Genomic DNA, 24,416 nt, shown 5'->3' with positions numbered 1-24,416 from the left:
TCACACCCCGCCCGGGTTTGGGGGGGTCTTGCGGGGGGGCCCCCCCCCCGGCCCCCCCCCCCCCGCCTTTTTGCCACTACACAACCGACGGGGGCGCCCCGGGGGGCGGGGCCCCCGCCTTCTCGGTCTGCGTCCTACTGCGGGAAGACGACCACGCGCCTACGCGGGTCCTCGCCCTCGCTCTCGCTGTGCACGCCCTTCACCGACGCCACCGCGTCGTGCACGACCTTGCGCTCGAACGGGGTCATCGGCTGCAGCCGCACCCGCTCCCCGCTGGAGACAACCTTCTCCGCGGTCGCGCGACCGAGGTCGCGCAACTCCTCGCGCCGGTCGGCGCGCCAGCCCGCGATGTCGAGCATCAGCCTGCTGCGGGTGCCGGTCTCCTGCTGCACCGCGAGCCGGGTGAGTTCCTGCAGCGCCTCCAACACCGTTCCGCGCGGGCCGACGAGCTTCTCCAGGTCTTCGCCGCCTTCGATGCTGACGATCGCCCGGCTCGCCTCGACGTCGAGGTCGATGTCGCCGTCGTAGTCGAGGATGTCGAGCAGGCTCTCCAGATAGTCGCCCGCAATGTCCCCCTCGTGCACGAGCTGTTCCTCGGCGGAACCGGGGGAGCGGTCATCGCCCTCGGCCGGTACGTCCTCGCTCTCCACCTCGACGGTGGCCTTCTCGGACTCCTGCACCGTTTCCGGCACGGTTTCTCCTCTCCAGGTCGTGCAACGCCTCAGCGGTTCTTGCGACCTGACTTCTTGCTGCGGGATCGGCCTGAGATCAGACCGGGAATCTCGGTGCCGCCTGCGGGCTTGCCGTTCCCCGCCGCCTTCGCCTTGCCGTTGGCGCCCGGGGTGTCGGGCTCAGCCTTGGCGGGCGGGGCCGCGTCGGCGGCCTTCTCCGAAGCGGGCGTGGCGGCCGCGTCGACGCCCTCGGGCTTCGCCGGGGTGACGCGCTTGCGCTGCTGCGGCCGCTGTCCAGGCTTCGGTGCGGCGGCGTTGCGCTTCTCGATCGCGGCGGTCTTCTTCTCGGCTTCCTCGGCGTCGATCTTGCGGTAGACGACGTACTGCTGCATCAGGGTCCAGCCGTTGTTGGCGAGCCAGTAGATGAGCAGGCCGATGGGGAAGAAGAAGCCACCGATGAGGACACCCAGCGGGAAGATGTAGAGCGTCAGCTTGTTCATCAGCGCGGTCTGCTGGTTGGCCGCGTCCGGGTTCTGCCGGGCCACCGAGTGCCGCGCGGTCAGGTGGGTCAGCGCGCTCGCCAGGATCATCAGCGGCACGGCGACGACGATGATCGCGCCCCGGGACACCTCGAAGTTGGCCAACTCCACCGCGGGCTGGGTGATCCAGTTGCTCAGCCGCGCGCCGAACAGGTCCGCCGCGATGTAGGAGGACACCCCGCGCTCGTCGAAGAAGTAGTTCTCGGTCTTGCCCGGCTTGAACTCACGGAGCACGTGGAACAGACCGATGAACACCGGGATCTGCAGAAGCATCGGCAGACAGCCGCCGAGCGGGTTGACCCCGTGCTGCGACTGGAGTTTCTGCATCTCCTGCGCGAGCTTCTGCTTGTCGTTCGAGTACTTCTTCTGCAGCTTCTTGATCTCGGGCGCGAACTCCTGCATCTTCCGCATGGAGCGCACCTGCTTGACCATGGGCTTGTACATGATCGCGCGCAGGGTGAAGACCAGGAACACGATGCCCAACGCCCAGGAGACCGCGCTGGCCTCGCCGAACACGTGGCCGAAGACCCAGTGCCAACACCAGAGGATGAAGGACACCGGGTAGTAGATGAAATCGAGCACGGACTACTCCTCGGCAGCTAGCGGATCAGCCGGGCGGGTCGTCCCGGTCTCGGTCTCGGTCTTCCTCGGCGGCACGGGGTCGAGCCCCCCGGGGTGCCAGGGGCCGCAGCGGAGCAGCCGCCATACCGCGAGCCATGCGCCCCGCAGCGCGCCGTGCACCGTGAGCGCCTCGACGGCGTACGCGCTGCAACTAGGGTAGAACCGGCAGGCGGGCGGGAGCAGCGGCGAGATCCACCGCCGGTACGCCCGCACCGGGAGCAGCAGCACGCGGGCGATCGGACCGGGGCGGGCAGGCTCGCGCCCGACCGCGCGGTCGTCCACCGCGGTTGCCTCGCTCACGCCCCACCGCCAATGTCGTCCACGGCCAGGTGCAGCCTGCGGATCGCGGCGTCGAAGTCCTGGCCGAGCTCGGCGCTCGTCGCGCCTGCTGCCTCCGGCAGCGCCCGCACGACCAACGTGCTGCCGGGCCGCAGAGTTCCGAGCCGCGCCCCGACGACGTGCCGCAGCCGCCGGACCACCCGGTGCCGCACGACGGCGTTGCCGACGGCCTTACTCACGACAAAGCCGACCCTCGGCGTCGCACGAGAGTCGGCTTCGACTGCTGCCACCTCGGTCCGCGCCTGCGCGGCGTGCACCACGAGTCGGGGACGACCCGCCCGGCGACCTTTCCTGGTCACCGACTGGAAGTCCGCACTGCTGGTCAGCCGGGCGGCCGCGGGAAGCACGGCGGCGGGTGGGATCAGGCCGACAGCTTGTCGCGGCCCCGGCGTCGGCGGGTGGCCACGATCGCGCGGCCCGCGCGGGTCCGCATGCGCAGACGGAAGCCGTGGGTCTTGGCCCGACGACGGTTGTTCGGCTGGAAGGTGCGCTTGCTCACGGCTCGTTCTCCCGATACTTGCTGGCCAGGTGGTTCCGGCTGAGGTCTGGCTGGTCGCGCGCCTCCTGCCCGGTGCGGTCTGGACGAACCCGCGCGCGAACCGATCGACGGGCACGCAGGACTCGCCCGCCACAAGCGGGAGACCTTATGAGGGTACGCAGCCGGGTCGCGGGCATCAAACCCGGGTACCGCTGATCCACCCTGCGCCACCGTTCGGCGACCGGGCGTGGACGGTCGAATCCTTGCTCCACAACGCATCTTGTGGCATCGGGTGACCCTTGTTAGCGTGCGGTCTCTTGGCTGGCCGGACGGGGAATGGGAGCCCCCTGCTGAGCCGTCGTCGCCGAGCCACTGAGTACCTTGAACCCCCCGACGGGTTTCTCTGCGGTTCGCCGTACCTTCGTGCACAGTTGTGGACAAACCTGTGGATGCGCGTTTGACGCCACTCGCACACCGGGACAGCCTTATCAAAATGCCGACGAGGGGAGGGGACGGCGCTGATGTCCGAGCACCAGATGAATCTCGGTGTGGTGTGGGAGCAGGTGGTCCGCGAGCTGTCGGCCGGGACGCTGTCCCCGTCGCAACGCGCGTGGATGCGGATGACCAGGCCGATCGGCCTGCTCGACGGCACCGCGCTGCTGTCGGCGCCGAGTGACTTCGCCAAAGAGGCGATCGAACGCGCGCTCCGCGAGCCGATCACCGCGGCGCTGTCCCGCAGGCTCGGCCGCGTGGTCTCCCTCGCGGTGAAGGTCGACGTCGCGCCCGTCGCGCCGAAGTCGGCCCCGGTCCTGCCCCAGGTCGACGGCGACACGGTCACCATCCCGGCGTTGGACGTGCAGGCCGCGGCGGGCACCGCCGTGCTGCCGCCCGGCCAGTTCGCCGCCGACGGCGAGGACGACGGCGAGGAGGTGGACGAGGAGGGCGACGCGCTCGCCACCGTCCACGAGATCTGGCCGACGTTCACCGGCCAGCCGCCGACCAGCGGCCAGCCCTTCACCGCACCCGCGCAGCCGCAGACCTCGAAGACCCGGCTGAACGAGAAGTACACCTTCGACACCTTCGTCATCGGCGCGTCCAACCGGTTCGCCCACGCGGCGTCGGTCGCGGTCGCCGAAGCCCCCGCGCGGGCGTACAACCCGCTGTTCATCTGGGGCGAGTCCGGCCTGGGCAAGACCCACCTGCTGCACGCGGTCGGCCACTACGCGCAGCGGCTGTTTCCTGGGATGCGCGTGCGCTACGTGTCGACCGAGGAGTTCACCAACGACTTCATCAACTCGCTGCGCGACGACCGCAAGGTGGCGTTCCAGCGCCGCTACCGCGACATCGACGTGCTGCTGGTCGACGACATCCAGTTCCTGGAGGGCAAGGAAGGCACCCAGGAGGAGTTCTTCCACACCTTCAACACCCTGCACAACGCGAACAAGCAGATCGTGGTCTCCTCCGACCGCCCGCCCAAGCGGCTGGAGACCCTGGAGGACCGCCTGCGCACCCGGTTCGAGTGGGGCCTGATCACCGACATCCAGCCGCCTGAGCTGGAGACGCGCATCGCGATCCTGCGCAAGAAGGCCGCGCAGGACCGGCTGGCCGCGCCCGCCGAGGTGCTGGAGTTCATCGCCGCGCGGGTCGAGGCCAACATCCGCGAGCTGGAGGGCGCGCTGATCCGGGTCACCGCGTTCGCCTCGCTCAACCGCCAGCCGGTCGACATCAGCCTGGCCGAGATCGTGCTGCGCGACCTCATCCCGGATTCGCAGGCGCCGGAGATCACCGCACCCACGATCATGGCCGTCACCGCCGAGTACTTCGGCGTGTCCATCGACGACCTGTGCGGCCCTGGCAAGACGAAAGCGCTTGCGCAGGCCAGGCAGATCTCCATGTACCTCTGCCGCGAGCTGACCAACCTGTCCCTGCCGAAGATCGGCCAGACCTTCGGCGGCCGCGACCACACCACCGTGATGCACGCGGACAAGAAGATCCGCAAGGAGATGGCCGAACGGCGCCGCATCTACGACCAGGTCCAGGAGCTGACCTCCCGGATCAAGCAGCGCGCCCGAGCCTGACGCTCCCCTCCGCACCTCCGGGGCCGCACCCTGCCCTCCTGCGCGCAACCGCACTGGTTATTGCCGCTGTGGGCAGCCGTCCACGGCCGCAATAAACCGCGTCGGCCGAGGTATCCGGTGAGACATCCGCCCGTGCGCTGTCGACGCGACGACAGGCCCCCGCCCGACCCCGGCGGGGTCCGCTCGGCCGCGCGCCGCTGAAGTCCACACCGCTCGAACCCGACCGTGCGGGCCCCTGCCCGCGATCCCGTCCGAAGCATCTTTATTGGCACCGTGGACGCCCGCCCACACCCCCAGAAAACTCCCGCTCGACCGTCCACGCCGCGACCGCCGCCGCGCGGGCGAGTGTCGACGGAGGAGTGTCGACGCCCCACGACACCGGTTCGCGAGGTTTCTGCGGCGGTGGAGAGCCCGTCCACACCCCCAGAAACCCGCGCGAGCGGCCCTGAGCGGGTGGTCTGCATCACCGATACGGGGGACTTCACCTGTGCACAACCCTGTGGGCGGACGAGCGCCTGCCTGGGTACTACTCGACCCACATCTGGGGAGCGTTCTGTGGACAACTCGGCCGACATGTGGACCGATCCGAGCCCCGCTCGAACCATCCACCGACAGCCCGAGTTGTCCACCGGTCAGACCACCCACTCGTCCACATGGTCACAGGGCACCCGACCTGCACAGACACCGGTTGTCCACACAATCCACAGGACCTATTACTACTGCTGTTCTTCTCTCTCTTAAGGAAGAACTAAAAGAAGAAATAGGGGATCGCCGAATCTGGGGACACCTCGTCCGCCGCCCGCCAGCGGCCGAACCGCCCCGGATGACGGGGGGACCGATCACGCTCTACGGTTGGGCCCTACAGCGTGGACAGCTCGACGGCCCCGCCCCGCACGATCGGTGCGGGCGACCGGTCGGGCCTGGAAAGGACTCCCATGAAGATCCGCGTCGAGCGCGACGGCCTCGCCGACGCCGTCGCCTGGGTCGCGCGCAGCCTCCCGTCCCGGCCTCCCGTCCCCGTCCTCGGCGGAGTCCTGCTCGACGCGGGCTCGGCCGATGGCACCGACGGGCTGACCGTCTCCGGGTTCGACTACGAGGTGTCGGCCACCGTCTGCATCCCCGCGACAGTCGCCGACGGCGGACGTACCCTGGTCTCCGGCAGGCTGCTGGCCGACATCACCAAGTCCCTGCCCGCCCAGCCCGTCGAGTTCTCGGTCGACGGCTCTCGGGTCGCGATCACCTGCGGCAACGCCAAATTCAGCCTCCCGACCATGCCGGTCGAGGACTACCCGCAGCTTCCCGCGATGCCGCAGCACGCGGGTGAGCTGGCGGGCGAAGTCTTCGGCCAGGCGGTCAGCCAGGTCGCGGTCGCGGCGGGAAAGGACGACACCTTGCCGATGTTGACCGGTGTCCGGGTGGAGATCGCGGGCGACAAGCTCACCCTCGTCGCCACCGACCGCTTCCGGCTCGCGATGCGCGAGTTCGAGTGGAAGCCCTCCGGCGACGTCGACGACGCGGCCGTGCTTGTCCCTGCCCGCACGCTCGCCGAGGCCGCGAAGGCGCTGGGCAGCTCCGGGCGCACGGTCGAACTCGCGCTGTCCCCGGGCGACGGCCTGCTGGGGCTCTCCGGCTCCGGCCGCCGCACCACCTCGCGGCTGCTCGACGCCGAGTTCCCGCGCTACCGCCAACTCCTGCCCTCCGAGCAGACCTCCAGCGCCGTGATCGCGGTGGCGCCGCTGGTCGAGGCGATCAAGCGGGTGTCGCTGGTGGCCGAGCGCGGCACCCAGGTCCGGCTGGAGTTCTCCGACGGCGGCCTGCGCCTGTCGGCGGGCGGCGACGACGAGGGCAGCGCCGAGGAGGAGCTGCCGGTCGAGTTCACCGGCGACCCGGTGACCATCGCGTTCAACCCGGGCTACCTGCAGGACGGCCTGGCCGCGCTGCACGTCGACCGGGCCGAGTTGTCGTTCACCACGCCCAACCGTCCCGCGCTGATCAAGCCGGTCGGCGAGAACGGCGAGGTCACCCCGGGCTACCTCTACCTGCTCATGCCCGTCCGGCTTCCCGGCTGAGCCGGACCGTCGCGAGAGGATTTCGATGCAGCTCGGACTCGTCGGCCTGGGCAAGATGGGCTTCAACATGCGCGAGCGGTTGCGCGCCGCAGGCCACGACGTGGTCGGCTACGACCGCAACCCGGCGGTCAGCGACACCGAGTCGCTCGCCGACCTGGTGGCCAAGCTCGACGCGCCGCGCGTCGTGTGGGTGATGGTTCCGGCGGGCGACCCGACCCGGCAGACCGTGGCCCAGCTCGGCGACGTGCTCGCCGAGGGCGACCTGGTGATCGACGGCGGCAACTCGCGGTTCACCGACGACAAGGGCAACGCCGAGCTGCTCGGCGCGAAGGGCGTCGGCTACCTCGACTGCGGGGTGTCCGGTGGCGTCTGGGGCAAGGACAACGGCTACGGCCTGATGGTCGGCGGCGCCGCGGACGACGTCGAGCGCGCCATGCCGATCTTCGACAGCCTCCGGCCGGAGGGTCCCCGCGAGGAGGGTTTCGCCCACGCGGGCGCCGTCGGCGCGGGCCATTTCGCGAAGATGGTGCACAACGGCATCGAGTACGGCCTGATGCAGGCGTACGCCGAAGGGTACGAGCTACTGGTCGCGGCCGAGGCCGTTACCGACGTCCCCGCGGTGCTCAAGGCGTGGACCCGCGGCACGGTCGTCCGGTCCTGGCTGCTCGACCTGCTGGTCAAGGCGCTGGACGAGGACCCCGGCCTGGCCGAGTTGACCGGCTACGTCGAGGACTCCGGCGAGGGCAGGTGGACCGTCGAGGAAGCGATCAACCACTCGGTGCCCGCGCCGGTGATCTCCGCCGCGCTGTTCGCCCGGTTCGCCTCCCGCCAGGACGACTCGCCCGCGATGAAGGCCGTATCCGCGCTGCGCAACCAGTTCGGCGGCCACGCGGTGCACAAGGCAGGCCCCACCTCAGGATCGGGCGAAGTGAAGTAGTGCACCTCCGGCACTTACAGGTTGCTGACTTCCGCTCCTGGGAGCATGCCGACCTGGAGTTGGCGCCGGGCGCGGCGGTACTGGTCGGTGCGAACGGCCAGGGCAAGACCAACCTGGTCGAGGCCATCGGATACGTCGCGACACTCGGCTCGCACCGGGTGGCCGCCGACGCGCCGCTGGTACGGCACGGTCAGGACCGCGCGATCGTGCGGTGCGCGGTGGTCAACGAAGGCCGCGAGCTGACGGTCGAACTGGAGATCACGCCCGGCAAGGCCAACCGGGCGCGGATCAACCGCGGCCCGGTGCCGCGGCCGCGCGACGTGCTCGGCATCCTGCGCACGGTGCTGTTCGCCCCTGAGGATCTCGCGCTGGTGCGGGGCGACCCGGGCGAGCGCCGCCGGTTCCTCGACGACCTGCTCGTGTTGCGCGCGCCGAGATACGCCGGGGTGCGCAGCGACTACGAGAAGGTGCTGCGCCAGCGGAACGCGCTGCTCAAGAGTGCCGCGACGAACCGGCGCGCCCGCCGGGCCGACCCGGACGCGCTCGCCACGCTCGATGTCTGGGACGGCCACCTCGCCACGCAGGGGGCGCTGCTGCTCGCCGCCCGTCTCGACCTGGTGGCCGCGCTGGCGCCGCACGTGGCCGCGGCCTACGCCGGGGTGGCGCCGGAGTCGCAGCCCGCGCAGGCGGTGTACCGGGCGAAGATCGCCGACAGCCTGCCTGCCGGGTACGGGGTGCCCGGCGGGGAGTCCGCCGACATCGAGGTGGTAGCCGACGCGCTGCTCGCCGAGATGGTCACCCGGCGCGAGGCCGAGTTGGACCGCGGGGTCAGCCTGGTCGGCCCGCACCGCGACGAGCTGGAGCTGATCCTCGGCGAGGTGCCCGCGAAGGGGTACGCGAGCCACGGCGAGTCGTGGTCGGTCGCGCTGGCGCTGCGGCTCGGGTCCTACGAGCTGCTGCGCGCCGAGGGCAGCGAACCGGTGCTGGTGCTCGACGACGTGTTCGCCGAGCTCGACCGGCGCAGACGGCAGCGACTCGCCGAAGTGGCGTTGGGGGCCGAACAAGTCCTCGTGACGGCCGCGGTGGAGGAAGATGTGCCGAGCGAGCTGGCCGGGACCCGCTATCTGGTGGCCGACGGGGAGGTGCGACGTGTCTGACGACGACCTGTTCGGCGGCGCGATCCAGCCGGATGATCAGCCACGGCCAGTAACCAGATCGGGTGGGACGCGTCGCACAACTGGGGACAAACCTGTGGATAGTGTGGATAACGCTGTCACTGTGCGGCCGTCTGGCGGACCAAACCGAGCTGATTCCGGTGCGCAATCCACACGACAGGATGAAAATCGCGCCGATTCATCCACAGGCGCTACACAGAGTGAGACCCCCCCGTTGCGGGGTTCTGATCTTGCCAGAGCCGCTTTGGCGGCCGCTCGGCAGGTCGCCCTGCGCAAGCCGCGCGGCGGCCGCACTGTTCCACGTGGAACAAGCGGCGGGTCCCGCAGCCGCCGCCGCTGGTCGGGTGCCACGGCCGACGACCGCGACCCCCAGCCGCTGGGCAGGCTCGCCTCCCGGATCGCGGTCGACCGCGGGTGGAACGAGCGCCTCGCGGGCGGCCAGGTTTTCGGCAGATGGGCGGCGCTCGTCGGCGAGGAGGTCGCGCAGCACGCCCGGCCGATGGCGCTCAAGGACGGCGAGCTGACCGTCCAGGCCGAGTCCACCGCGTGGGCGACACAGCTCCGGCTGCTCCAGCGCCAGCTCCTCGTGCGCATCGCCGCCGGAGTCGGGCAAGGAGTGGTGAAGAAGCTCAAGGTCCAGGGCCCAACGGCACCGAGTTGGCGCTACGGCCCGAGGCATGTCTCGGGCCGTGGTCCGCGAGACACCTACGGTTGACCGTCGCGGGTCGAGAGACGCGGTCTGGCGTCGGGACTCGCGCCCGTTCACATCCGGGGCTCTGTGAGCGAGCCAGGGGTGTCCTTGCCACGATTCTGTGCGACCGCACCAGTACTATGTACACAGGGGTGCACAGGGTGGCGTCACGTCGACCGCCGCGCACCGCCGTCGCAGTCGATCGGACGACGAGGAGACACCGGGCACGTGACAGCCAACAAGCAGGAAAACTCGTACGGTGCCGGTTCGATCGGGGTTCTCAAGGGACTCGAAGCCGTCCGGCTGCGCCCGGGTATGTACATCGGCTCCACCGGTGAGCGCGGTCTGCACCACCTGATCTGGGAGGTCGTCGACAACTCGGTCGACGAGGCGATGGCGGGCCACGCGACGAAGGTCGAGGTCACCCTGCTCGCCGACGGCGGCGTGCGCGTCGTGGACGACGGCCGCGGCATCCCGGTGGACGAGCACCCCGAGGAGAAGCGGTCCGCGCTGGAGGTCGTGATGACCGTCCTGCACGCGGGCGGCAAGTTCGACAGCGACAGCTACGCGGTCTCCGGCGGGCTGCACGGCGTCGGCATCTCGGTGGTCAACGCGTTGTCGAGCGTCCTTGAGGCCGAGGTCAAGCGCGACGGTTTCGTCTGGAACCAGCGCTACGAGGACTCCAAGCCGGTCACCCCGGTCCAGCAGGGCGCGCCCACCCGCGACCTGGGCACCACGATCACCTTCTGGGCCGACCCGGTGATCTTCGAGACGACCGTCTACAACGCCGAGACCGTCGCGCGCAGGCTCCAGGAGATGGCCTTCCTCAACAAGGGCCTCACCATCGTGCTGCGCGACGAGCGCGTGTCCGACGAGGACACCGAGGCCGACGCGAGCGGTCAGACGGCCCGGGTCAAGGAGCGCGTCTACCACTATCCGGGCGGGCTCGAAGACTTCGTCAAGCACATCAACCACACGCGTGAGGCGATCCACAAGAAGGTCATTTCGTTCGAGGCGAAGGCCAAGGGCATCGAGGTCGAGGTCGCGATGCAGTGGAACACCGGTTATGCCGAGTCGGTCTACACCTTCGCCAACACGATCAACACCCCCGAGGGCGGCACGCACGAGGAAGGCTTCCGCGCCGCGCTGACCCGGGTGGTCAACGTGTACGCGCGCGACAAGAAGCTCCTCAAGGAGAAGGACGCCAACCTCAGCGGCGAGGACGCCCGTGAGGGTCTGGCCGCGATCGTGTCGATCAAGCTCGCCGAGCCGCAGTTCGAGGGCCAGACCAAGCAGAAGCTCGGCAACACCGAGGCCAAGACGTTCGTGCAGACCACCTGCAACGAGTGGCTGGCCGACTGGTTCGAGCGCAACCCGGCCGACGCGAAGGCGATCGTCACCAAGGCGGTGTCCTCCGCGCAGGCGCGGATGGCCGCCCGCAAGGCGCGCGAGCTGGTCCGCCGCAAGGGTGCGCTCGACATCGGCGGGCTGCCAGGCAAGCTCAAGGACTGCAACTCCACCAACCCCGACGAGTGCGAGCTCTACATCGTCGAGGGCGACTCGGCGGGCGGCTCGGCCAAGGAGGGCCGCGAGTCCCGCTTCCAGGCCATCCTGCCGATTCGCGGCAAGATCATCAATGTGGAGAAGGCGCGCATCGACCGCGTGCTGAAGAACACCGAGGTGCAGAGCCTGATCACCGCGCTGGGCACGGGCATCCAGGAGGACTTCGACCTGTCGAAGCTGCGCTACCACAAGATCGTGCTGATGGCCGACGCCGACGTCGACGGCCAGCACATCCGCACGCTGCTGCTGACCCTGCTGTTCCGGTTCATGCGCGGGCTGGTCGAGGCCGGGCACGTGTACCTCGCGCAGCCGCCGCTGTACAAGATCAAGTGGCAGCGCGTCGACCCGGAGTTCGCCTACTCCGACCGCGAGCGGGACGGCCTGCTCGAAGCCGGGCTCGCGGCGGGCAAGAAGATCAACAAGGACGACGGCATCCAGCGCTACAAGGGCCTCGGCGAGATGAACGCCGACGAGCTGTGGGACACCACGATGGACCCGGCGCACCGGCTGCTGCTCCAGGTCACCCTCGACGACGCCGCCACCGCCGACGAGCTGTTCAGCGTGCTGATGGGCGAGGACGTCGAAGCCCGCCGCTCGTTCATCACCCGCAACGCCAAGGACGTCCGGTTCCTCGACGTGTAGGTCGCCGCGAGCCGCCGTGTTCGCGCTGACCAGCGCAGATAAGCTGTCCAGGTTGCCAGCCGGTACGCCGATGGCAGGCAAGTCGAAGCCCGTGAGCTGGGTCGGGAAGGAAGCTCCACACCGTGACGGAAACAACCGTGCCGCCCGAGGGTGACCGCGTAGAACCGATCGACATCCAGCAGGAGATGCAGCGCTCCTACATCGATTACGCGATGAGCGTGATCGTCAGCCGCGCGCTCCCCGACGTCCGCGACGGCCTCAAGCCCGTCCACCGCCGGGTCCTCTACTCGATGTTCGACACCGGCCTGCGCCCCGAGCGCAGCTACGTCAAGTGCTCCCGCGTAGTCGGCGACGTCATGGGCAACTACCACCCCCATGGCGACTCCTCGATCTACGACACCCTCGTCCGCCTCGCCCAACCGTGGTCGATGCGCTACCCACTGGTCGACGGCCAAGGCAACTTCGGCTCTCCGGGCAACGATCCGGCTGCCGCGATGAGATACACAGAAGCCCGTCTGATGCCGCTCGCGATGGAAATGCTGCGGGACATCGGCGAGGACACCGTAAACTTTTCGCCGAACTACGACGGCAAGACCGAAGAGCCCGACGTCCTGCCAGCGCGCATCCCGAACCTGCTGGTCAACGGCGGCAGCGGCATCGCGGTCGGTATGGCCACGAACATCCCGCCGCACAACCTGCGCGAGGTCGCCGCGGGCGTGGTCTGGGCGCTGGACAACCCGGAGGCGTCCGAAGACGAGACCCTGGCCGCGCTGCTGAGCAGGATCAAGGGCCCGGACTTCCCGACCCACGGCCTGATCCTGGGCACCCAGGGCATCGAGGACGCCTACCGCACCGGCCGCGGTTCGATTCGGATGCGCTCGGTGGTCGAGGTCGAGGAGGACACCAAGGGGCGCACCATCCTCGTCGTCACCGAACTGCCCTACCAGGTCAACCCGGACAACCTGATCGAGAACATGGCGCAGCTCGTGCGCGACGCGAAGCTCACCGGCATCTCGGATATCACCGACGAGTCCAACAAGCGCCGCGGCATGCGCATCGTGATCGGCCTCAAGCGCGACGCGGTGGCCAAGGTCGTGCTGAACAACCTGTACAAGCACACCCAGTTGCAGCACAACTTCGGCGTCAACATGCTGGCCCTGGTCGACGGCGTGCCCCGCACGCTGCGGCTCGACCAGATCATCCGGCACTACGTCCGCCACCAGGTCGAGGTCATCGTCCGGCGCACCCGCTACCGGCTGCGCAAGGCCGAGGAGCGGGCGCACATCCTGCGCGGCTACGCCAAGGCGCTCGACGCGCTCGACGAGGTCATCGCGCTGATCCGGCGCTCCCCGTCGGCCGACGAGGCCAAGACCGGGCTGATGGCGCTGCTCGACGTCGACGAGATCCAGGCCACCGCGATCCTGGAGCTGCAGTTGCGGCGCCTCGCCGCCCTGGAGCGCCAGCGGATCATCGACGAGCTCGCCGAGATCGAGCGCTACATCGCCGAGCTGCAGGCCATCCTGGCCAGCCCCGAGCAGCAGCGCCTGATCATCCGCGACGAGCTGATGGAGATCGTCGACAAGCACGGCGACGACCGGCGCACCCGGATCATCCCGTTCGACGGCGAGGTGTCGGTCGAAGACCTGATCGCGGTCGAGGACGTCGTCGTCACCATCACCCGCACGGGCTACGCCAAGCGCACCAAGACCGACCTGTACCGCGCGCAGAAACGCGGCGGCAAGGGCGTGCAGGGCGCGGCGCTCAAGCAGGACGACATCGTGGCGCACTTCTTCGTCTGCTCCACCCACGACTGGATCCTGTTCTTCACCAACAAGGGCAGGGTGTACCGGGCGAAGGCGTACGAGCTGCCGGAGGCCAACCGCAACGCCCGCGGCCAGCACGTGGCCAACCTGCTGGCGTTCCAGCCGGACGAGCAGATCGCCCAGGTCATCCAGATCAAGGACTACGAGGTCAGCCCCTACCTGGTCCTCGCCACCCGCGACGGGCTGGTCAAGAAGTCCAAGCTCGCCGATTTCGACAGCAACCGCGCGGGCGGTCTGATCGGTATCAACCTGCGTGAGGACGACGAACTCGTCGGCGCGGTGCTCTGCTCCGCCGACGACGACCTGCTGCTGGTGTCCGCGGGCGGCCAGTCCATCCGCTTCCACGCCAGCGACGAGGCGCTGCGGCCGATGGGCCGCGCCACCTCGGGCGTACTCGGCATGCGCTTCAACAACGGCGACGAACTGCTCACGCTGGGCGTCGTGCGGGAGGGCACCTTCGTGTTGGTGGCCACCGACGGCGGGTACGCCAAGCGCACCCCGATCGAGGACTACTCGGTGCAGGGCCGCGGCGGCAAGGGCGTGCTCACCATTCAGTACGACAGCAGGCGTGGCAGGCTGGTGGGAGCGCTCATCGTCGACATCGACGACGAGCTCTACGCGATCACCTCCGCGGGCGGCGTCATCAGGACCACCGCCAAGGAGGTCCGCAAGGCAGGCAGGCAGACGAAGGGCGTCCGGTTGATGAACCTGGGTGACGGGACCACGCTGGTGGCCATCGCCCGCAGCGCGGACGAGCCAGTCGAGATCAACGGCGACAGCAATGGCGACGGCGGTGGCGAACCCGCGGCCGAGCCGACCGAGCAAGAGTGAACGCGCAGAGGTAAGGGACTCGCTCGTGACACCATCCGACAAGCCGGAAGCCGGACCCACCCCTGAGCACCCGTCCGAGCGAACGTCCTACATCGCGACGACGAACAAGGTAGGCCCGGTGGACGCGTCAAGCGAAGCCAACGGCACCGAGCCGCGGGTCTCCACCCCACCCCCGTGGCAACGCGTCCCCGCCGACGAGTCCTACGGCGACACTGCCCGCAATCTGCCGAGGGAGCCGGACGGCGACACCACCCAGTCGCTGACCGCCGACAACGGCCACACCCCGGCTCCCCACTGGCCCACCGCGGACGACACCACCAGATCGGTCGTCACCGGCACGGCCGCGTCCCACCTGTTCGGCAACCACCCGACCGACCCCACCCCACCCCGCACCCCCGTCCATCTCGACGGCGGTGGGGTGGGTGGCCTGCGCACCCCGGCCACCGCGGGCGCGGTCCGCAGACCAGGCCGCGGCCCCCGTCGGGCGAACCTGCAGATCAAACGCTTCGACCCGTGGTCAGTCCTCAAGCTGTCCCTGGTCCTCGGCGTAGCCCTGTTCTTCGTCTGGCTGGTAGCCGTCGGCGCCCTCTACGCCGTCCTGGACGGCATGGGCGTCTGGGACAAACTCAACGGCATCTCCAGCGAACTCCTCAACGCCAGCGCCGACGGCGGCGCCAGCGGCCCCCTCATCAGCGCGGGCCGCGTCTTCGGCGTCGCCGCCATCATCGGCGCCATCAACATTGTGCTGTTCAGCGCCCTGGCCACCGTCGGAGCGTTCGTCTACAACGTCTCAGCCGACCTCGCGGGCGGCCTCGAAGTCACCCTCGCCGAACGCGAGTAGCCGCCGGGGTATCCGATTTGGGAGCACCCGGTACCCTGCGGTAATCTTCTGGCGTTCCACACGGGCCTATAGCTCAGGCGGTTAGAGCACTTCGCTGATAACGAAGGGGTCGGAGGTTCAAGTCCTCCTAGGCCCACGGACTCGGGCGATTCGTGTCTGCGGAAGGCGCAGACCGGGTCGTCCGTCGTCGTCTCTGGGGGCCGAGCCCCCACGGTGCGTTCCCTCGCGATCCAGCGTGGCTCGGCGCTTCGCGCCGTCGAGGTGGGTAAGCAACTGCGTGGTCGCCGACGGTGCGTCCCTCCGACCCAGCGTGATTTCGCTCGCCTGCGGCTCGCATGAGTATGTACCAATTGTGGTCGCCTACGGTGCGTCTTCTCTTGACCCGGCGGGGTTTCGCTCGGGCGGGTTGTGGCACACTGGGAGCACGCCGTGCCAGGGGTGAACTGGGGCGGAAGTGTGGAACTGGTCCGAAAAGTGCCTTAGGAGGCATAGGTCGTGAAGAAGCTTCTCGCGCTCGCCGCTGTCGCTGGTGGGGTCCTTCTGGTCGTCCGCCGCAAGAGCTCGGCGAAGGCGGAGGCCGACCTGTGGCGCGAGGCCACCGCCCCGGCAGCCAACAACGGCGTCAAGAAGTCCTGAAGTCCGTCGGCGCGACGGTCTCGCGCCGAACCGGGGACGTAGCTCAATTGGCAGAGCACTGCCTTTGCAAGGCAGGGGTTAGGGGTTCGATTCCCCTCGTCTCCACAACTGCCCCGTACAACGCGTGACAGTGGAGGTCGGCGGTGGACCGGCGGATCCGCACAGTTGACGACCTGCTCAGCATGCTGGACCGGTTGTTCGCCACAGACGCCGACCGATGGACGCGCGACGCCGCAGGCTGGTGGGATCAGTTCTACGCCGACCGTGCGAAGCCGGTCCCGTTCTTCGCGGCCAAAGCCGGACGAGAACCTGGTGTCCTGCTTCGAACGCGGCCTGCTCACTGTCGCACGACCAGTACGACCTGATCTACGACTCCGGCTGCCTGCACCATCTGCCGCCACATCGCCGGGTGAGCTACCTGGACCTGCTGGACCGGGTGCTGGCCCCCGGCGGCCACCTCGCCCTCACCTGCTTCGCCGCAGGCGCCATGGGCTCCGAACTTCCTGACGACGAGTTCTACGGCCTGGGCCGCCTGGACGGCGGGCTGGCCTACACCCCCGACTCGCTGCGCTGGATCTTCTCGGGCTACACCGAGGTCGAGTTGCGCCCCATGGCGGAACAGCCGCCTGACGGGCCGATGTTCGGTGTGCCCTTCCTGCTGGCCGCACTGTTCCGCCGCCCGGCCTGCGGGGACGACCTGCGGTAATCGAGGTTCCACGTGGAACCACGCCCGGTTGCAACTCCCAGCACACGATCGGCGTCGTGGCCGTCGACGGCGAGCGCGAGATCGAGGTGACCGACGCGCTCGACGTCACCGGTCTGCTGCCCGACGCGGTGCCGCTCGCCGTGGTGTGGGGGCGTGCGGACACGGTGTTGCCCGCGGCCAACGCTTGCTTGCTGGCCGGGCGCGCGGATGCCTGTTTCGTCGACGGCGCTGGTCACATGGTGCACCTGGAGAAGCCGAACGCCGTTCTCGACGCTGGGCGGAGTGCCACCAACAGGAGTTGACTCAGCAACGACATCCCACGAACAAGGAGTACGAGATGACCGTTCGTAAGGCGACCACCGTGTGGACCGGCGACCTGGCCAGGGGCGCCGGCGAGGTCTCCCTAGACACATCGGAGGCCGCGGCGTTCACCGTGTCGTTCCCGTCGCGGGCGCAGGAGGCCAACGGCCAGACCAGCCCGGAGGAGTTGATCGCGGCCGCGCATTCGTCCTGCTTCTCGATGCAGCTCTCTGGCCTGCTCGGCGCGAACGACACCCCGCCGGACCGGATCGAGACCAGCGCGATGGTGTCGTTCGGCCCCCGCGGCGAGGGTTTCGCGATCTTCGGCCTCGCGTTGACGACCACCGCGTCCGTGCCGGGGATCGACGCCGCCAGGTTCGCCGACATCGCCGAGCGGGCCAAGCCGATCTGCCCGGTGTCCGCCGCGCTCGCCGGCACCGACATCGCCCTCGAAGCGACCCTGGCCTGAGTCCCCGGGGGCGGGTCACAGGACAGGAGCGCCGCGTGCTCTGGCGTGACGGCGTCGCCGCGGTGGTGCGCCGCGCCGGTTGCCCGCAGGCCGATGCAGGTGCTCTGCAGAGCGCTACGTCCGCAGCCACCAAGGCTGGACCTGCGCGGCGGTCCCACTGCACGGTGACCGTGCGCGCCGAGATGTCCCGGCTGCGCAGGCATCTCGGTGGGGTGCTCGACCACCGGCCGTACCGGTTCTCCGAGGGGGTGGACGTGACGGTCGAGCGGCCCGCCGAGGACGCGATGGTGCTGCCCTGCTCCATCGCGCCCGCGATCCGCGGCGGGCCGTGACCCCGGGTGCCGTTCGGCTCAGGTGGCGTAGCTGGACTCGGACAAGGAACGCGCGACCATCCGGTCGAGCGCCCACTTGCCGGGGCCGAAGAACGCGATCAGCAGGAAGGCCCAGCAGAACAGTGCGGCGGGCTCACCGCCGTTCTGCAGCGGCCACAGCTCCTTCGGCTGGTGCGAGATGAAGTAGGCGTAGGCCATCGAGCCGGAGCAGATCAGTGCGGCCACCCGGGTGCCGAGGCCGAGGAGCACGAGGGTGCCCCCGACGAGCTGGATGACTGCGGCCCACCAGCTCGGCCACGCGGCGAGGTCGGGCACCTTGCCGCCCTTCGGTCCGCCGAGCACGTTGAATAGGGTGGCGGCGCCGTGGCTCGCGAACAGCAGGCCGACGACGATGCGGAACAGGGCTAGCACGTGGGCCTTGGTTCGATCGAACAGGTCCATGCCTGGCTCTCTTTCAGTCATGTCGATCAACAGGGGTGTCACCGATTTGTGGTTGGTGTCACACTCTCTGTAATGCGGCGGCGAGCGCAAAGGTTCACTGTGTGGCACAAACCACATAGTTGATCATCTGGTTGACTGACTCCGCCATGAGACGAGTCGTGATCTTCGCCGCGCCCCTGCTCGCCCTCGCGGCGTGCGCCACCGAGCCGACGGCCCAGGAGCCGATACCGCGGGTGTCCACTCCGGTCGGCCAGCCGACAGCCCCGCCTGCACCCGTGGCCCCGCCCGCGCCCGAGCCGACGGCCGACGGCCCGTGCCCGTACTTGGACAACGCCACGGTCGCCGACGCCAACGGCCAACGGGTGACGAAGGTGCGCACGTCGGCCGACAAGCCGCAGCCCGCGTGCTTCTTCTACCGGCCGGACGGCAGCGTGCAGCTCACCGTGCGGGTCTACGCGGGCGACCCGGGTGTCGCCAAGGCGATCGTCGACGAGGCAGCACCCATAGCGACGTCCAACCCGGCCCAATCACCCGCCGGGTGGAAAGGTGGCTCTCTGTCGGGTGACAAGGGCGCCGTGTACGCCGTGGCCAAGGCGGAGGCCGCTGTGGTGGTCTCCACGAACCAGGAACAGACCATCAAGGCCCGCCGGATCACCGAGACCGTGATCGAGAACCTAGGTCTCTAGACGCGCCGACGGCCGCACCCGAACCGGGTGCGGCCGTCAGCGTTCAGGTCAGTTCTTCTCCGACGAGATCGGCTTGGTCGGCTTCGGCTGACCGTTGCGCTCGGTGGTGGCCACCGGGCTCTCGGCAGGCTTCGGCTTGGGGACGGTGCGCGTCGGCGGGACCTCGACCGGCGCCGCCGCCTGCTCCTGCTTGCCGCGCAGGAACACCGCGGCACCGGCGCCGACAGCGGCAACGCCCAGCAGCCACGGCCAGCGCCTGCGCCGCTTGGCGGACGGATCCTTTGCGGCGGCCTTTGCCGTGGCCTTCGCCGCCTTGACCTGCTCGCGCAACTCCGCGCGATACTGCTTGACCTGCGGCTTCAGGTCCTTCTTCAACTGCTTGACCTGCGCATGCACCGGCGCGGCGGCCTTCGCGGCCCGCTTGACCGGCTTGGTCTTGGCCGCGTCCTTGCGGGCCTGCGTGGCGGCCTTGCCCAGGTCCTTGCGGGCCTGCTTGGCCGTCTTCGCGAGCCGCTTGCGGGTGCGGCGGGTGGTGGCGAGCATTTCCTCGCGCGCCACCTGCGCGGTCTCGACCAGCGCCTCGGCGACCTGCTGCGGGGCTACGCCCTTGGCCGCGAGCTTCTGCTCCGCGGCGTGGGCCGCCTCGGCGCCCGCGTGACCGGCGCGAACGGCACTTTGGCGCACCGCGCGCCAGCCGGTGCCGACGGCCTTGCCCACCGTCTCTCCGGCCCGGGTCATCGCTTCACCTCGTCCATCTTCTGTGCTTTCGGGAGATTGCCAACCCGGTCAATCCTGCCCCTTCCGACCTGATCCCGCTGAAGATGGCACGATGAACCGGTGGCAGACAGCAACGCATCCCTCGTTGGGACGAAGGTGACGGCCACCCTGCACACCTCGCAGGGTGACATCCGGCTGAACCTCTTTCCCGACTACGCGCCCAAGACGGTGCGAAACTTCGTCGGCCTCGCCGAAGGCACGAAGGACTACTCGACGACCAACGCCCAGGGGGAGAGTTCCGGGCCGTTCTACGACGGTTCGCTCTTCCACCGGGTGATCGACGGCTTCATGCTCCAGGGCGGCGACCCGACCGGCACCGGCACCGGCGGCCCTGGCTACGAATTCGCCGACGAGTTCAACCCCGAACTGCAATTCAACCGCCCGTACCTGCTCGCCATGGCCAACCCGGGCTCGCCGAACCGCAACGGCTCGCAGTTCTTCATCACGGTGGGCCCGACGACCTGGCTGAACTTCAAGCACTCCATCTTCGGCGAGGTCGCCGACCAGGACTCCCGCACCGTGGTCGACACCATCGCCCGCACCGCGACGGGCCGCGGTGACCGGCCGGTCGAGGACATCGTCATCACCAAGGTCAGCATCGAGCGCGCCGAGGACTGAGTGAGCATCCCGCCGGATCAGACCGGGACCCAGGCCGGTCTGCCCGCCTGCGTCCGCCACCCCGACCGACCCACCGGGCTGAGCTGCACCCGCTGCGAGCGCCCCGCGTGCCCGCAGTGCCTGGTGGACGCCTCGGTCGGCTTCCAGTGCGTCGACTGCGTCAACGCGGCCAACCGCACTGTCCGCAGGGCCACCACGGTGGCGGGCGCCGAACTGGCCGACAAGCCGGTGCTGGTGCCCACGCTCATCGTGGTCAACGTGGCCGTGTTCCTGCTGACGGTCGCACTCGCCGAAGACGTGTTCGGCAACGACCGGTCGGCCTTCTTCCACGCGCTGACCTCGTATACGCCCTCGATCGCCGAAGGCCAGTGGTGGCGCCCGTTCAGCAGCGGGTTCCTGCACTACGGGCCGATCCACCTGGTCGTCAACATGATCGCGCTGTGGTTTCTGCGCGACCTCGAACTGCTGCTCGGCCGGGTCCGCTTCGCGCTCGTCTACTTCCTGGCGATGCTCGGCGGCGACGCGGCGAGCTACGTGTTCGGCAGCCTCGGCGCCGAGGGCGCGGGCGCGTCCGGGGCGATCTACGGCCTGCTCGGCGGGCTGGTGATCGCGGTGATCCGACTCAAGCGCGACCGGCACACCCTGATGACCGTGCTCGGCGTGCTCGCGCTGAACCTGGCGATCAGTGTGTCGATCCCGCAGATCTCGCTGCTGGCCCACCTCGGTGGGCTGGTTGTCGGCGCCGCGGTGACGTTCGGCATGCTCTACGCACCGCCCGCGCGGCGCACGCAGTGGCAGGTCGGCACGGTAGTGCTGGTGACGATCGCGCTGGTCGGGCTGTTCGCGCTGCGCACCAGCCAGGTGACCGACGAGGTGTTCTGCACCGACCCGACCGCCCTGGAGTGCTTCATCACGACCCGCTAGGTGCGCAGCCGCAGCAGGGCGTCGGCGACATCCCGCGGGTCGGCGCCGAGGTCGAGTTGCCCCAGCAGGACCAGCCCGGGGTGCTCGGCGTTGTCGGCATCCAGTTCGACCGCCGAGCTGTCGCGGCCGAGCCTGCGGGTGCGCACGAGCCGCACATTGACCTCGCCCCAGGTCCAGTGCCTGCTGCCGGTCAGCCCGCGCACCGTGACGCCGGACTGGTCGGCGGCCAGCCGGGGCCGGGCGACGCTGCCGTGCAGGGCCAGCAGCCCGAGGGCGCCCGCCGCGACGGCCAGCAGCAGCGAGCCGCGCGGATCGTCCAGAAAAACGGCGGCGAGCGCGGCGGCGGCGGCCAGCGCCCAGCCGACGCCGACCACCTCGCGCCGGGGTGCCCACTGGTCCGCCGGAGTCACCGCGTCGTCAGGTCGCACGGTTGTCCACAGCAGTTATCCACACTGGGGATGACTTACATCCATGTGGTTCAGTGACTGTCCGCCGAACGGCGGTACCTGTGTGAACACCAAGGAGCGACACGGTGAACTCCGGGGAGTGCCTGTGGACTACCGCCAGCGCATCGTCATGAGCAGGCCCGCGATCATCAGCGCGAAACCGATGGCGAAGTTCCAGTTGCCGAGGTCCGCCATGAACGCGATCTTGTCGCTCGCGATGTAGTTCACGACCAGCCAGGCCAGGCCGATCAGCATCACGCCGAGCATCACGGCGATGTAGATGGGATGAGACGGCCCCGCAGACTTGACCTTCACCGGCGTGCGACGGTCGGTCGGCGCGGTGTAGACGGCCTTCTTGCGGACCTTGGACTTCGGCATGCTGTCCTCGCCTGACGTGGAGCGTTGGGTGCGGTTCTACTGGCATGGGCGCAACTCTCGCCGATGCAACACGTTAACGTAGCTGAGCGGGTCAGCGAATCACCAGTCGCGAACGATCCGGGTTTCCGCAGGTCCAGTGTGCCATGGAGAGGAGCTTTCGTGAGTCCGCTCGATGGTCCGGGCCGGTCCGCCGACACCATGGTCGGCCCAGGTCAGGACGTGCCTGAGCCCGATCGGATGCGGGCCGTGGTGCGCGGGATCGGCGAACTACTGATCACCGCGGGTGTGGTGGTGCTGTTGTTCGTCGGCTACGAGATCTACGTGACCGACCTGCTGTCCGCCGGCAAGCAGCGCGACGCGACCGCGGCGCTGGACCAGCGGTGGCGCTCGCCCGACGTCCTCGACCCGGAGCGGGTCGAGCGGTTCGAGGGGCTCAGCGAGGGCACGGGCTTCGCGAAGATGTACATCCCGGTCTTCGGCGCCGACTACGCGTTCACGATCCTGAGCGGCACCACCGACAAGACCCTGGAGATCGGCCCCGGGCACTACCCGAACACCGCCTACCCCGGCCAGCCCGGCAACTTCGCGGTCGCGGGCCATCGGGTCGGCAAGGGCGCCCCGTTCAACGACATCAACCTGCTGAACTCGTGCGACGCGATCGTCGTGGAGACCAGGTTCAGTTGGTTCGTCTACCGGGTGCTGCCCAAGGCAGGCGAGGTCTCGACCTGGGCGACAGGCAAGGGCACCGACCCGCGCTGCCTGGGTGTGACGCCCCTCGGTGCGCCCTACAACCAGGTCATCGGGCAGGAGATCGTCAGCCCGCGGCAAGGCGAGGTCATCCTGCCGGTGCCGAACCGCCCCGGCGCCGAGGCCAGCGTCGGCGAGCGGGTCACGCTGATGACGCTCACCACCTGTCACCCGCGCTTCTCCGACCGCCAGCGGCTCATCGTGCACGCGGTCATGGTGAAGCAGTGGGCCAAGGACCCGGCCAACCCGGCGAGCCTGCCGCCCGAGTTGAAGGAGACGAGCTGATGTACGGGTGGATCTGGCGGCACCTGCCCGGCCCGACGGTCGTGCGGGTGCTCACCGCGGTGGTGCTCGTGGCCGGAGTGGTCGCGCTGCTGATGTTCGTGGTGTTTCCCTGGGCCGAGCCGAAGCTGCCGTTCAACCAGGTCACGACCGAGTGAGCGCCAGCCTGCCGAGCAGGCCGACGCCGAGCACGCCCGCGCCGATCACCACCGAGAGCGGCGGCAGCGTGGCGACCAGCACCAGGCAGCCCGCGAGCCCGACGACGTTCAGCCACCGCGGCCACCGGCGCTCGGCGGCGGGCTGACGGAACGCGCTGGCGTTGGCGACGGCGTAGTAGGTCAGCACGCCGAACGACGAGAACCCCACGACACCGCGTAGATCGACGAAGAGCACCAGTAAGCAAACGGTTGCGCCCACGGCGATCTCGGCCCGCCGGGGCACCCCGAAGCGCCGGTCGACGGCGGCCAGCGCAGGCGGTAGGTCCCGGTTGCGGGCCATCGCCATCGCGGTCCGGCCGATCCCGGTGATCAGCGCCAGCAGCGCGCCCAGGCTCGCGGCCGCCGCGCCGACGCGGACGGCCACGGTGAGCCCCGGGTGGCCCGCGACAGTCAGCAGATCGGCCATCGGCACGCGGGACGCGGCCAGCCGGTCGGGGCCGAGCACGAGCAGCAGAGTCACGCCGACGAGCAGGTAGAGCGCCATTGCGCCGCCCAAGGACGCCAGGATCGCGCGCGGGATGGTGCGCGCGGGATCGCGCACCTCCTCGCCCAGGGTCGCGATCCGGGCGTAGCCCGCGAAGGCGAAGAACAGCAGCCCGGCCGCCTGCAACACGCCCAGCGGTCCCGGCCCGAACCAGTCGCCGCCAACGGTCCCCGGATCGGCTGACGGCAGTGCCAGCGCGATCGTGCCGACCAGAACCAGCAGCACGACAGCCAGCAGCGCCTTGGTCAACGCGGCCGTGCGGGTGATGCCGAAACAGTTGACGACCGTCAGCAGGACCACGGCCGCGACCGCGACCGGCCGCTCCCAGCCCGGGGCGGCGTACGCGGCGAACGTGAGCGCCATGGCCGCACAGCTCGCGGTCTTGCCGATGACGAAGCCCCAGCCCGCGGTGAACCCCCACCACGGGCCGAGCACCTCGCGGCCGAAGAGGTACGTGCCGCCCGAGGACGGGTAGACCGCGGCCAACTGCGCGGAGGCGACGGCGTTGCAGTACGCGACGAACCCCGCGACGACCAGCGCGACGAGCAGCGCGCCGCCCGCCGCGGCCGCCGCCGGGGCGAACACCACGAAGACGCCCGCGCCCAGCATGGAGCCCAGGCCGATCGAGGTCGCGTCGACGAAACCCAGCCGCCGCACCAGCGCGCCCTCGGTGG

28 protein-coding genes and 2 tRNA genes are annotated in these 24,416 nt (G+C 69.6%); 20 read left to right on the top strand and 10 right to left on the bottom strand.

What is annotated here, in order from left to right:
- Positions 1 to 134: 134 nt before the first annotated feature.
- Genes ACT4N7_RS15665 through rpmH form a run of 5 tightly spaced genes read right to left on the bottom strand, consistent with a single transcriptional unit; the run spans position 135 to position 2,669 of the window.
- Positions 135 to 692, bottom strand: coding sequence for a Jag family protein (locus ACT4N7_RS15665; protein ID WP_444829451.1), 558 nt, complete (start codon positions 690 to 692; stop codon positions 135 to 137).
- Positions 693 to 721: 29 nt separating this feature from the next.
- Positions 722 to 1,792, bottom strand: a complete 1,071-nt coding sequence (gene yidC / locus ACT4N7_RS15660; protein ID WP_444829450.1) for a membrane protein insertase YidC — start codon at positions 1,790 to 1,792, stop codon at positions 722 to 724.
- A gap of 3 nt (positions 1,793 to 1,795) precedes the next feature.
- Positions 1,796 to 2,131, bottom strand: coding sequence for a membrane protein insertion efficiency factor YidD (yidD, locus tag ACT4N7_RS15655; RefSeq protein WP_444829449.1), 336 nt, complete (start codon positions 2,129 to 2,131; stop codon positions 1,796 to 1,798).
- Positions 2,128 to 2,517, bottom strand: a complete 390-nt coding sequence (gene rnpA / locus ACT4N7_RS15650; RefSeq protein ID WP_444829448.1) for a ribonuclease P protein component — start codon at positions 2,515 to 2,517, stop codon at positions 2,128 to 2,130. The genes yidD and rnpA overlap by 4 nt, the downstream gene beginning before the upstream one ends.
- A gap of 14 nt (positions 2,518 to 2,531) precedes the next feature.
- Positions 2,532 to 2,669: a 50S ribosomal protein L34 gene (gene rpmH, locus ACT4N7_RS15645; protein ID WP_444829447.1), complete on the bottom strand. Its 138-nt coding sequence runs from the start codon at positions 2,667 to 2,669 to the stop codon at positions 2,532 to 2,534.
- Positions 2,670 to 3,169: 500 nt separating this feature from the next.
- Between rpmH and dnaA the strand changes: the two genes are divergently transcribed.
- The 15 genes from dnaA to ACT4N7_RS15570 all read left to right on the top strand — a co-directional run bounded on the left by dnaA (position 3,170) and on the right by ACT4N7_RS15570 (position 17,741).
- Entirely contained in the window at positions 3,170 to 4,726 is a 1,557-nt protein-coding gene (dnaA, locus tag ACT4N7_RS15640) for a chromosomal replication initiator protein DnaA (RefSeq protein ID WP_444829446.1), read from the top strand.
- A 935-nt stretch (positions 4,727 to 5,661) separates the two neighbouring features.
- On the top strand, positions 5,662 to 6,795 hold the full coding sequence (dnaN, locus tag ACT4N7_RS15635; protein ID WP_444829457.1) for a DNA polymerase III subunit beta: 1,134 nt from the start codon (positions 5,662 to 5,664) through the stop codon (positions 6,793 to 6,795).
- 25 nt (positions 6,796 to 6,820) lie between these two features.
- A complete protein-coding gene (gene gnd, locus ACT4N7_RS15630) occupies positions 6,821 to 7,732 on the top strand; it encodes a phosphogluconate dehydrogenase (NAD(+)-dependent, decarboxylating) (protein ID WP_444829445.1) in 912 nt (303 codons plus the stop codon).
- A complete protein-coding gene (recF, locus tag ACT4N7_RS15625) occupies positions 7,732 to 8,889 on the top strand; it encodes a DNA replication/repair protein RecF (RefSeq protein WP_444829444.1) in 1,158 nt (385 codons plus the stop codon). The genes gnd and recF overlap by 1 nt, the downstream gene beginning before the upstream one ends.
- Positions 8,890 to 9,121: 232 nt before the next feature.
- Complete coding sequence (locus ACT4N7_RS15620; RefSeq protein WP_444829443.1) at positions 9,122 to 9,622, top strand: DciA family protein; 501 nt, start codon at positions 9,122 to 9,124, stop codon at positions 9,620 to 9,622.
- A 204-nt stretch (positions 9,623 to 9,826) separates the two neighbouring features.
- A complete protein-coding gene (gene gyrB, locus ACT4N7_RS15615) occupies positions 9,827 to 11,803 on the top strand; it encodes a DNA topoisomerase (ATP-hydrolyzing) subunit B (RefSeq protein ID WP_444829442.1) in 1,977 nt (658 codons plus the stop codon).
- Between the two features lie 122 nt (positions 11,804 to 11,925).
- Positions 11,926 to 14,457 (top strand): DNA gyrase subunit A, encoded by a 2,532-nt coding sequence (gene gyrA, locus ACT4N7_RS15610; protein ID WP_444829441.1) that lies wholly within the window; start codon positions 11,926 to 11,928, stop codon positions 14,455 to 14,457.
- 25 nt (positions 14,458 to 14,482) lie between these two features.
- On the top strand, positions 14,483 to 15,298 hold the full coding sequence (locus ACT4N7_RS15605) for a DUF3566 domain-containing protein (protein WP_444829440.1): 816 nt from the start codon (positions 14,483 to 14,485) through the stop codon (positions 15,296 to 15,298).
- A gap of 62 nt (positions 15,299 to 15,360) precedes the next feature.
- Positions 15,361 to 15,434: transfer RNA gene (locus tag ACT4N7_RS15600), tRNA-Ile, on the top strand.
- 359 nt (positions 15,435 to 15,793) lie between these two features.
- On the top strand, positions 15,794 to 15,934 hold the full coding sequence (locus ACT4N7_RS15595; protein ID WP_444829439.1) for a DLW-39 family protein: 141 nt from the start codon (positions 15,794 to 15,796) through the stop codon (positions 15,932 to 15,934).
- A gap of 32 nt (positions 15,935 to 15,966) precedes the next feature.
- Positions 15,967 to 16,039: transfer RNA gene (locus ACT4N7_RS15590), tRNA-Ala, on the top strand.
- A 304-nt stretch (positions 16,040 to 16,343) separates the two neighbouring features.
- The gene (locus ACT4N7_RS15585) at positions 16,344 to 16,640 is read left to right on the top strand and encodes a hypothetical protein (RefSeq protein WP_444829438.1); all 297 of its coding nucleotides are present in this window, start codon (positions 16,344 to 16,346) and stop codon (positions 16,638 to 16,640) included.
- 56 nt (positions 16,641 to 16,696) lie between these two features.
- On the top strand, positions 16,697 to 16,942 hold the full coding sequence (locus ACT4N7_RS15580) for a hypothetical protein (protein ID WP_444829437.1): 246 nt from the start codon (positions 16,697 to 16,699) through the stop codon (positions 16,940 to 16,942).
- 35 nt (positions 16,943 to 16,977) lie between these two features.
- Entirely contained in the window at positions 16,978 to 17,409 is a 432-nt protein-coding gene (locus ACT4N7_RS15575) for an OsmC family peroxiredoxin (RefSeq protein ID WP_444829436.1), read from the top strand.
- Positions 17,410 to 17,573: 164 nt separating this feature from the next.
- The gene (locus tag ACT4N7_RS15570; RefSeq protein WP_444829435.1) at positions 17,574 to 17,741 is read left to right on the top strand and encodes a hypothetical protein; all 168 of its coding nucleotides are present in this window, start codon (positions 17,574 to 17,576) and stop codon (positions 17,739 to 17,741) included.
- A gap of 18 nt (positions 17,742 to 17,759) precedes the next feature.
- Here the strand turns inward: ACT4N7_RS15570 and ACT4N7_RS15565 are convergent, their stop codons facing one another.
- Positions 17,760 to 18,182, bottom strand: a complete 423-nt coding sequence (locus tag ACT4N7_RS15565) for a DoxX family protein (RefSeq protein ID WP_444829434.1) — start codon at positions 18,180 to 18,182, stop codon at positions 17,760 to 17,762.
- A gap of 146 nt (positions 18,183 to 18,328) precedes the next feature.
- Here ACT4N7_RS15565 and ACT4N7_RS15560 point away from each other — a divergent pair, with 146 nt between their 5' ends.
- Positions 18,329 to 18,868 (top strand): DUF2020 domain-containing protein, encoded by a 540-nt coding sequence (locus ACT4N7_RS15560; protein WP_444829433.1) that lies wholly within the window; start codon positions 18,329 to 18,331, stop codon positions 18,866 to 18,868.
- 48 nt (positions 18,869 to 18,916) lie between these two features.
- Here the strand turns inward: ACT4N7_RS15560 and ACT4N7_RS15555 are convergent, their stop codons facing one another.
- Positions 18,917 to 19,606 carry a hypothetical protein gene (locus tag ACT4N7_RS15555; RefSeq protein ID WP_444829432.1) on the bottom strand — a complete coding sequence of 230 codons (690 nt, stop codon included), beginning with the start codon at positions 19,604 to 19,606 and terminating at the stop codon, positions 18,917 to 18,919.
- A 99-nt stretch (positions 19,607 to 19,705) separates the two neighbouring features.
- Between ACT4N7_RS15555 and ACT4N7_RS15550 the strand changes: the two genes are divergently transcribed.
- Positions 19,706 to 20,263 carry a peptidylprolyl isomerase gene (locus tag ACT4N7_RS15550; protein ID WP_444829431.1) on the top strand — a complete coding sequence of 186 codons (558 nt, stop codon included), beginning with the start codon at positions 19,706 to 19,708 and terminating at the stop codon, positions 20,261 to 20,263.
- Positions 20,264 to 21,187: a rhomboid family intramembrane serine protease gene (locus tag ACT4N7_RS15545; protein ID WP_444829430.1), complete on the top strand. Its 924-nt coding sequence runs from the start codon at positions 20,264 to 20,266 to the stop codon at positions 21,185 to 21,187. It begins immediately after the preceding gene.
- On the opposite strand, the gene ACT4N7_RS15540 is transcribed toward ACT4N7_RS15545, so the two are convergent.
- A complete protein-coding gene (locus tag ACT4N7_RS15540; protein WP_444829429.1) occupies positions 21,184 to 21,615 on the bottom strand; it encodes a PH domain-containing protein in 432 nt (143 codons plus the stop codon). The two genes, ACT4N7_RS15545 and ACT4N7_RS15540, sit on opposite strands and share 4 nt — an antisense overlap.
- Positions 21,616 to 21,744: 129 nt before the next feature.
- On the bottom strand, positions 21,745 to 22,011 hold the full coding sequence (gene crgA / locus ACT4N7_RS15535; RefSeq protein WP_444829428.1) for a cell division protein CrgA: 267 nt from the start codon (positions 22,009 to 22,011) through the stop codon (positions 21,745 to 21,747).
- Between the two features lie 159 nt (positions 22,012 to 22,170).
- Between crgA and ACT4N7_RS15530 the strand changes: the two genes are divergently transcribed.
- Both ACT4N7_RS15530 and ACT4N7_RS15525 read left to right on the top strand, forming a co-directional pair.
- Entirely contained in the window at positions 22,171 to 23,043 is an 873-nt protein-coding gene (locus ACT4N7_RS15530) for a class E sortase (RefSeq protein WP_444829427.1), read from the top strand.
- Positions 23,043 to 23,198, top strand: a complete 156-nt coding sequence (locus ACT4N7_RS15525) for a hypothetical protein (protein WP_444829426.1) — start codon at positions 23,043 to 23,045, stop codon at positions 23,196 to 23,198. The genes ACT4N7_RS15530 and ACT4N7_RS15525 overlap by 1 nt, the downstream gene beginning before the upstream one ends.
- Here the strand turns inward: ACT4N7_RS15525 and ACT4N7_RS15520 are convergent.
- On the bottom strand, positions 23,185 to 24,399 hold the full coding sequence (locus tag ACT4N7_RS15520; protein ID WP_444829425.1) for an APC family permease: 1,215 nt from the start codon (positions 24,397 to 24,399) through the stop codon (positions 23,185 to 23,187). The two genes, ACT4N7_RS15525 and ACT4N7_RS15520, sit on opposite strands and share 14 nt — an antisense overlap.
- Between the last annotated feature and the right edge of the window lie 17 nt (positions 24,400 to 24,416).

This window comes from Actinokineospora sp., from assembly GCF_052390155.1.
Classification (GTDB): domain Bacteria; phylum Actinomycetota; class Actinomycetes; order Mycobacteriales; family Pseudonocardiaceae; genus Actinokineospora.
This window is presented reverse-complemented; position numbering and strand designations above follow the sequence as displayed.

Bases quoted from the DNA above. Each gene is read 5' to 3' on its own strand.
- dnaA (WP_444829446.1), top strand. From the start codon at position 3,170: ATGTCCGAGCACCAGATGAATCTCGGTGTGGTGTGGGAGCAGGTGGTC.
- dnaN (WP_444829457.1), top strand. From the start codon at position 5,662: ATGAAGATCCGCGTCGAGCGCGACGGCCTCGCCGACGCCGTCGCCTGG.
- gnd (WP_444829445.1), top strand. From the start codon at position 6,821: ATGCAGCTCGGACTCGTCGGCCTGGGCAAGATGGGCTTCAACATGCGC.
- ACT4N7_RS15575 (WP_444829436.1), top strand. From the start codon at position 16,978: ATGACCGTTCGTAAGGCGACCACCGTGTGGACCGGCGACCTGGCCAGG.
- ACT4N7_RS15565 (WP_444829434.1), bottom strand. From the start codon at position 18,182: ATGGACCTGTTCGATCGAACCAAGGCCCACGTGCTAGCCCTGTTCCGC.
- ACT4N7_RS15560 (WP_444829433.1), top strand. From the start codon at position 18,329: ATGAGACGAGTCGTGATCTTCGCCGCGCCCCTGCTCGCCCTCGCGGCG.
- ACT4N7_RS15555 (WP_444829432.1), bottom strand. From the start codon at position 19,606: ATGACCCGGGCCGGAGAGACGGTGGGCAAGGCCGTCGGCACCGGCTGG.
- crgA (WP_444829428.1), bottom strand. From the start codon at position 22,011: ATGCCGAAGTCCAAGGTCCGCAAGAAGGCCGTCTACACCGCGCCGACC.
- ACT4N7_RS15525 (WP_444829426.1), top strand. From the start codon at position 23,043: ATGTACGGGTGGATCTGGCGGCACCTGCCCGGCCCGACGGTCGTGCGG.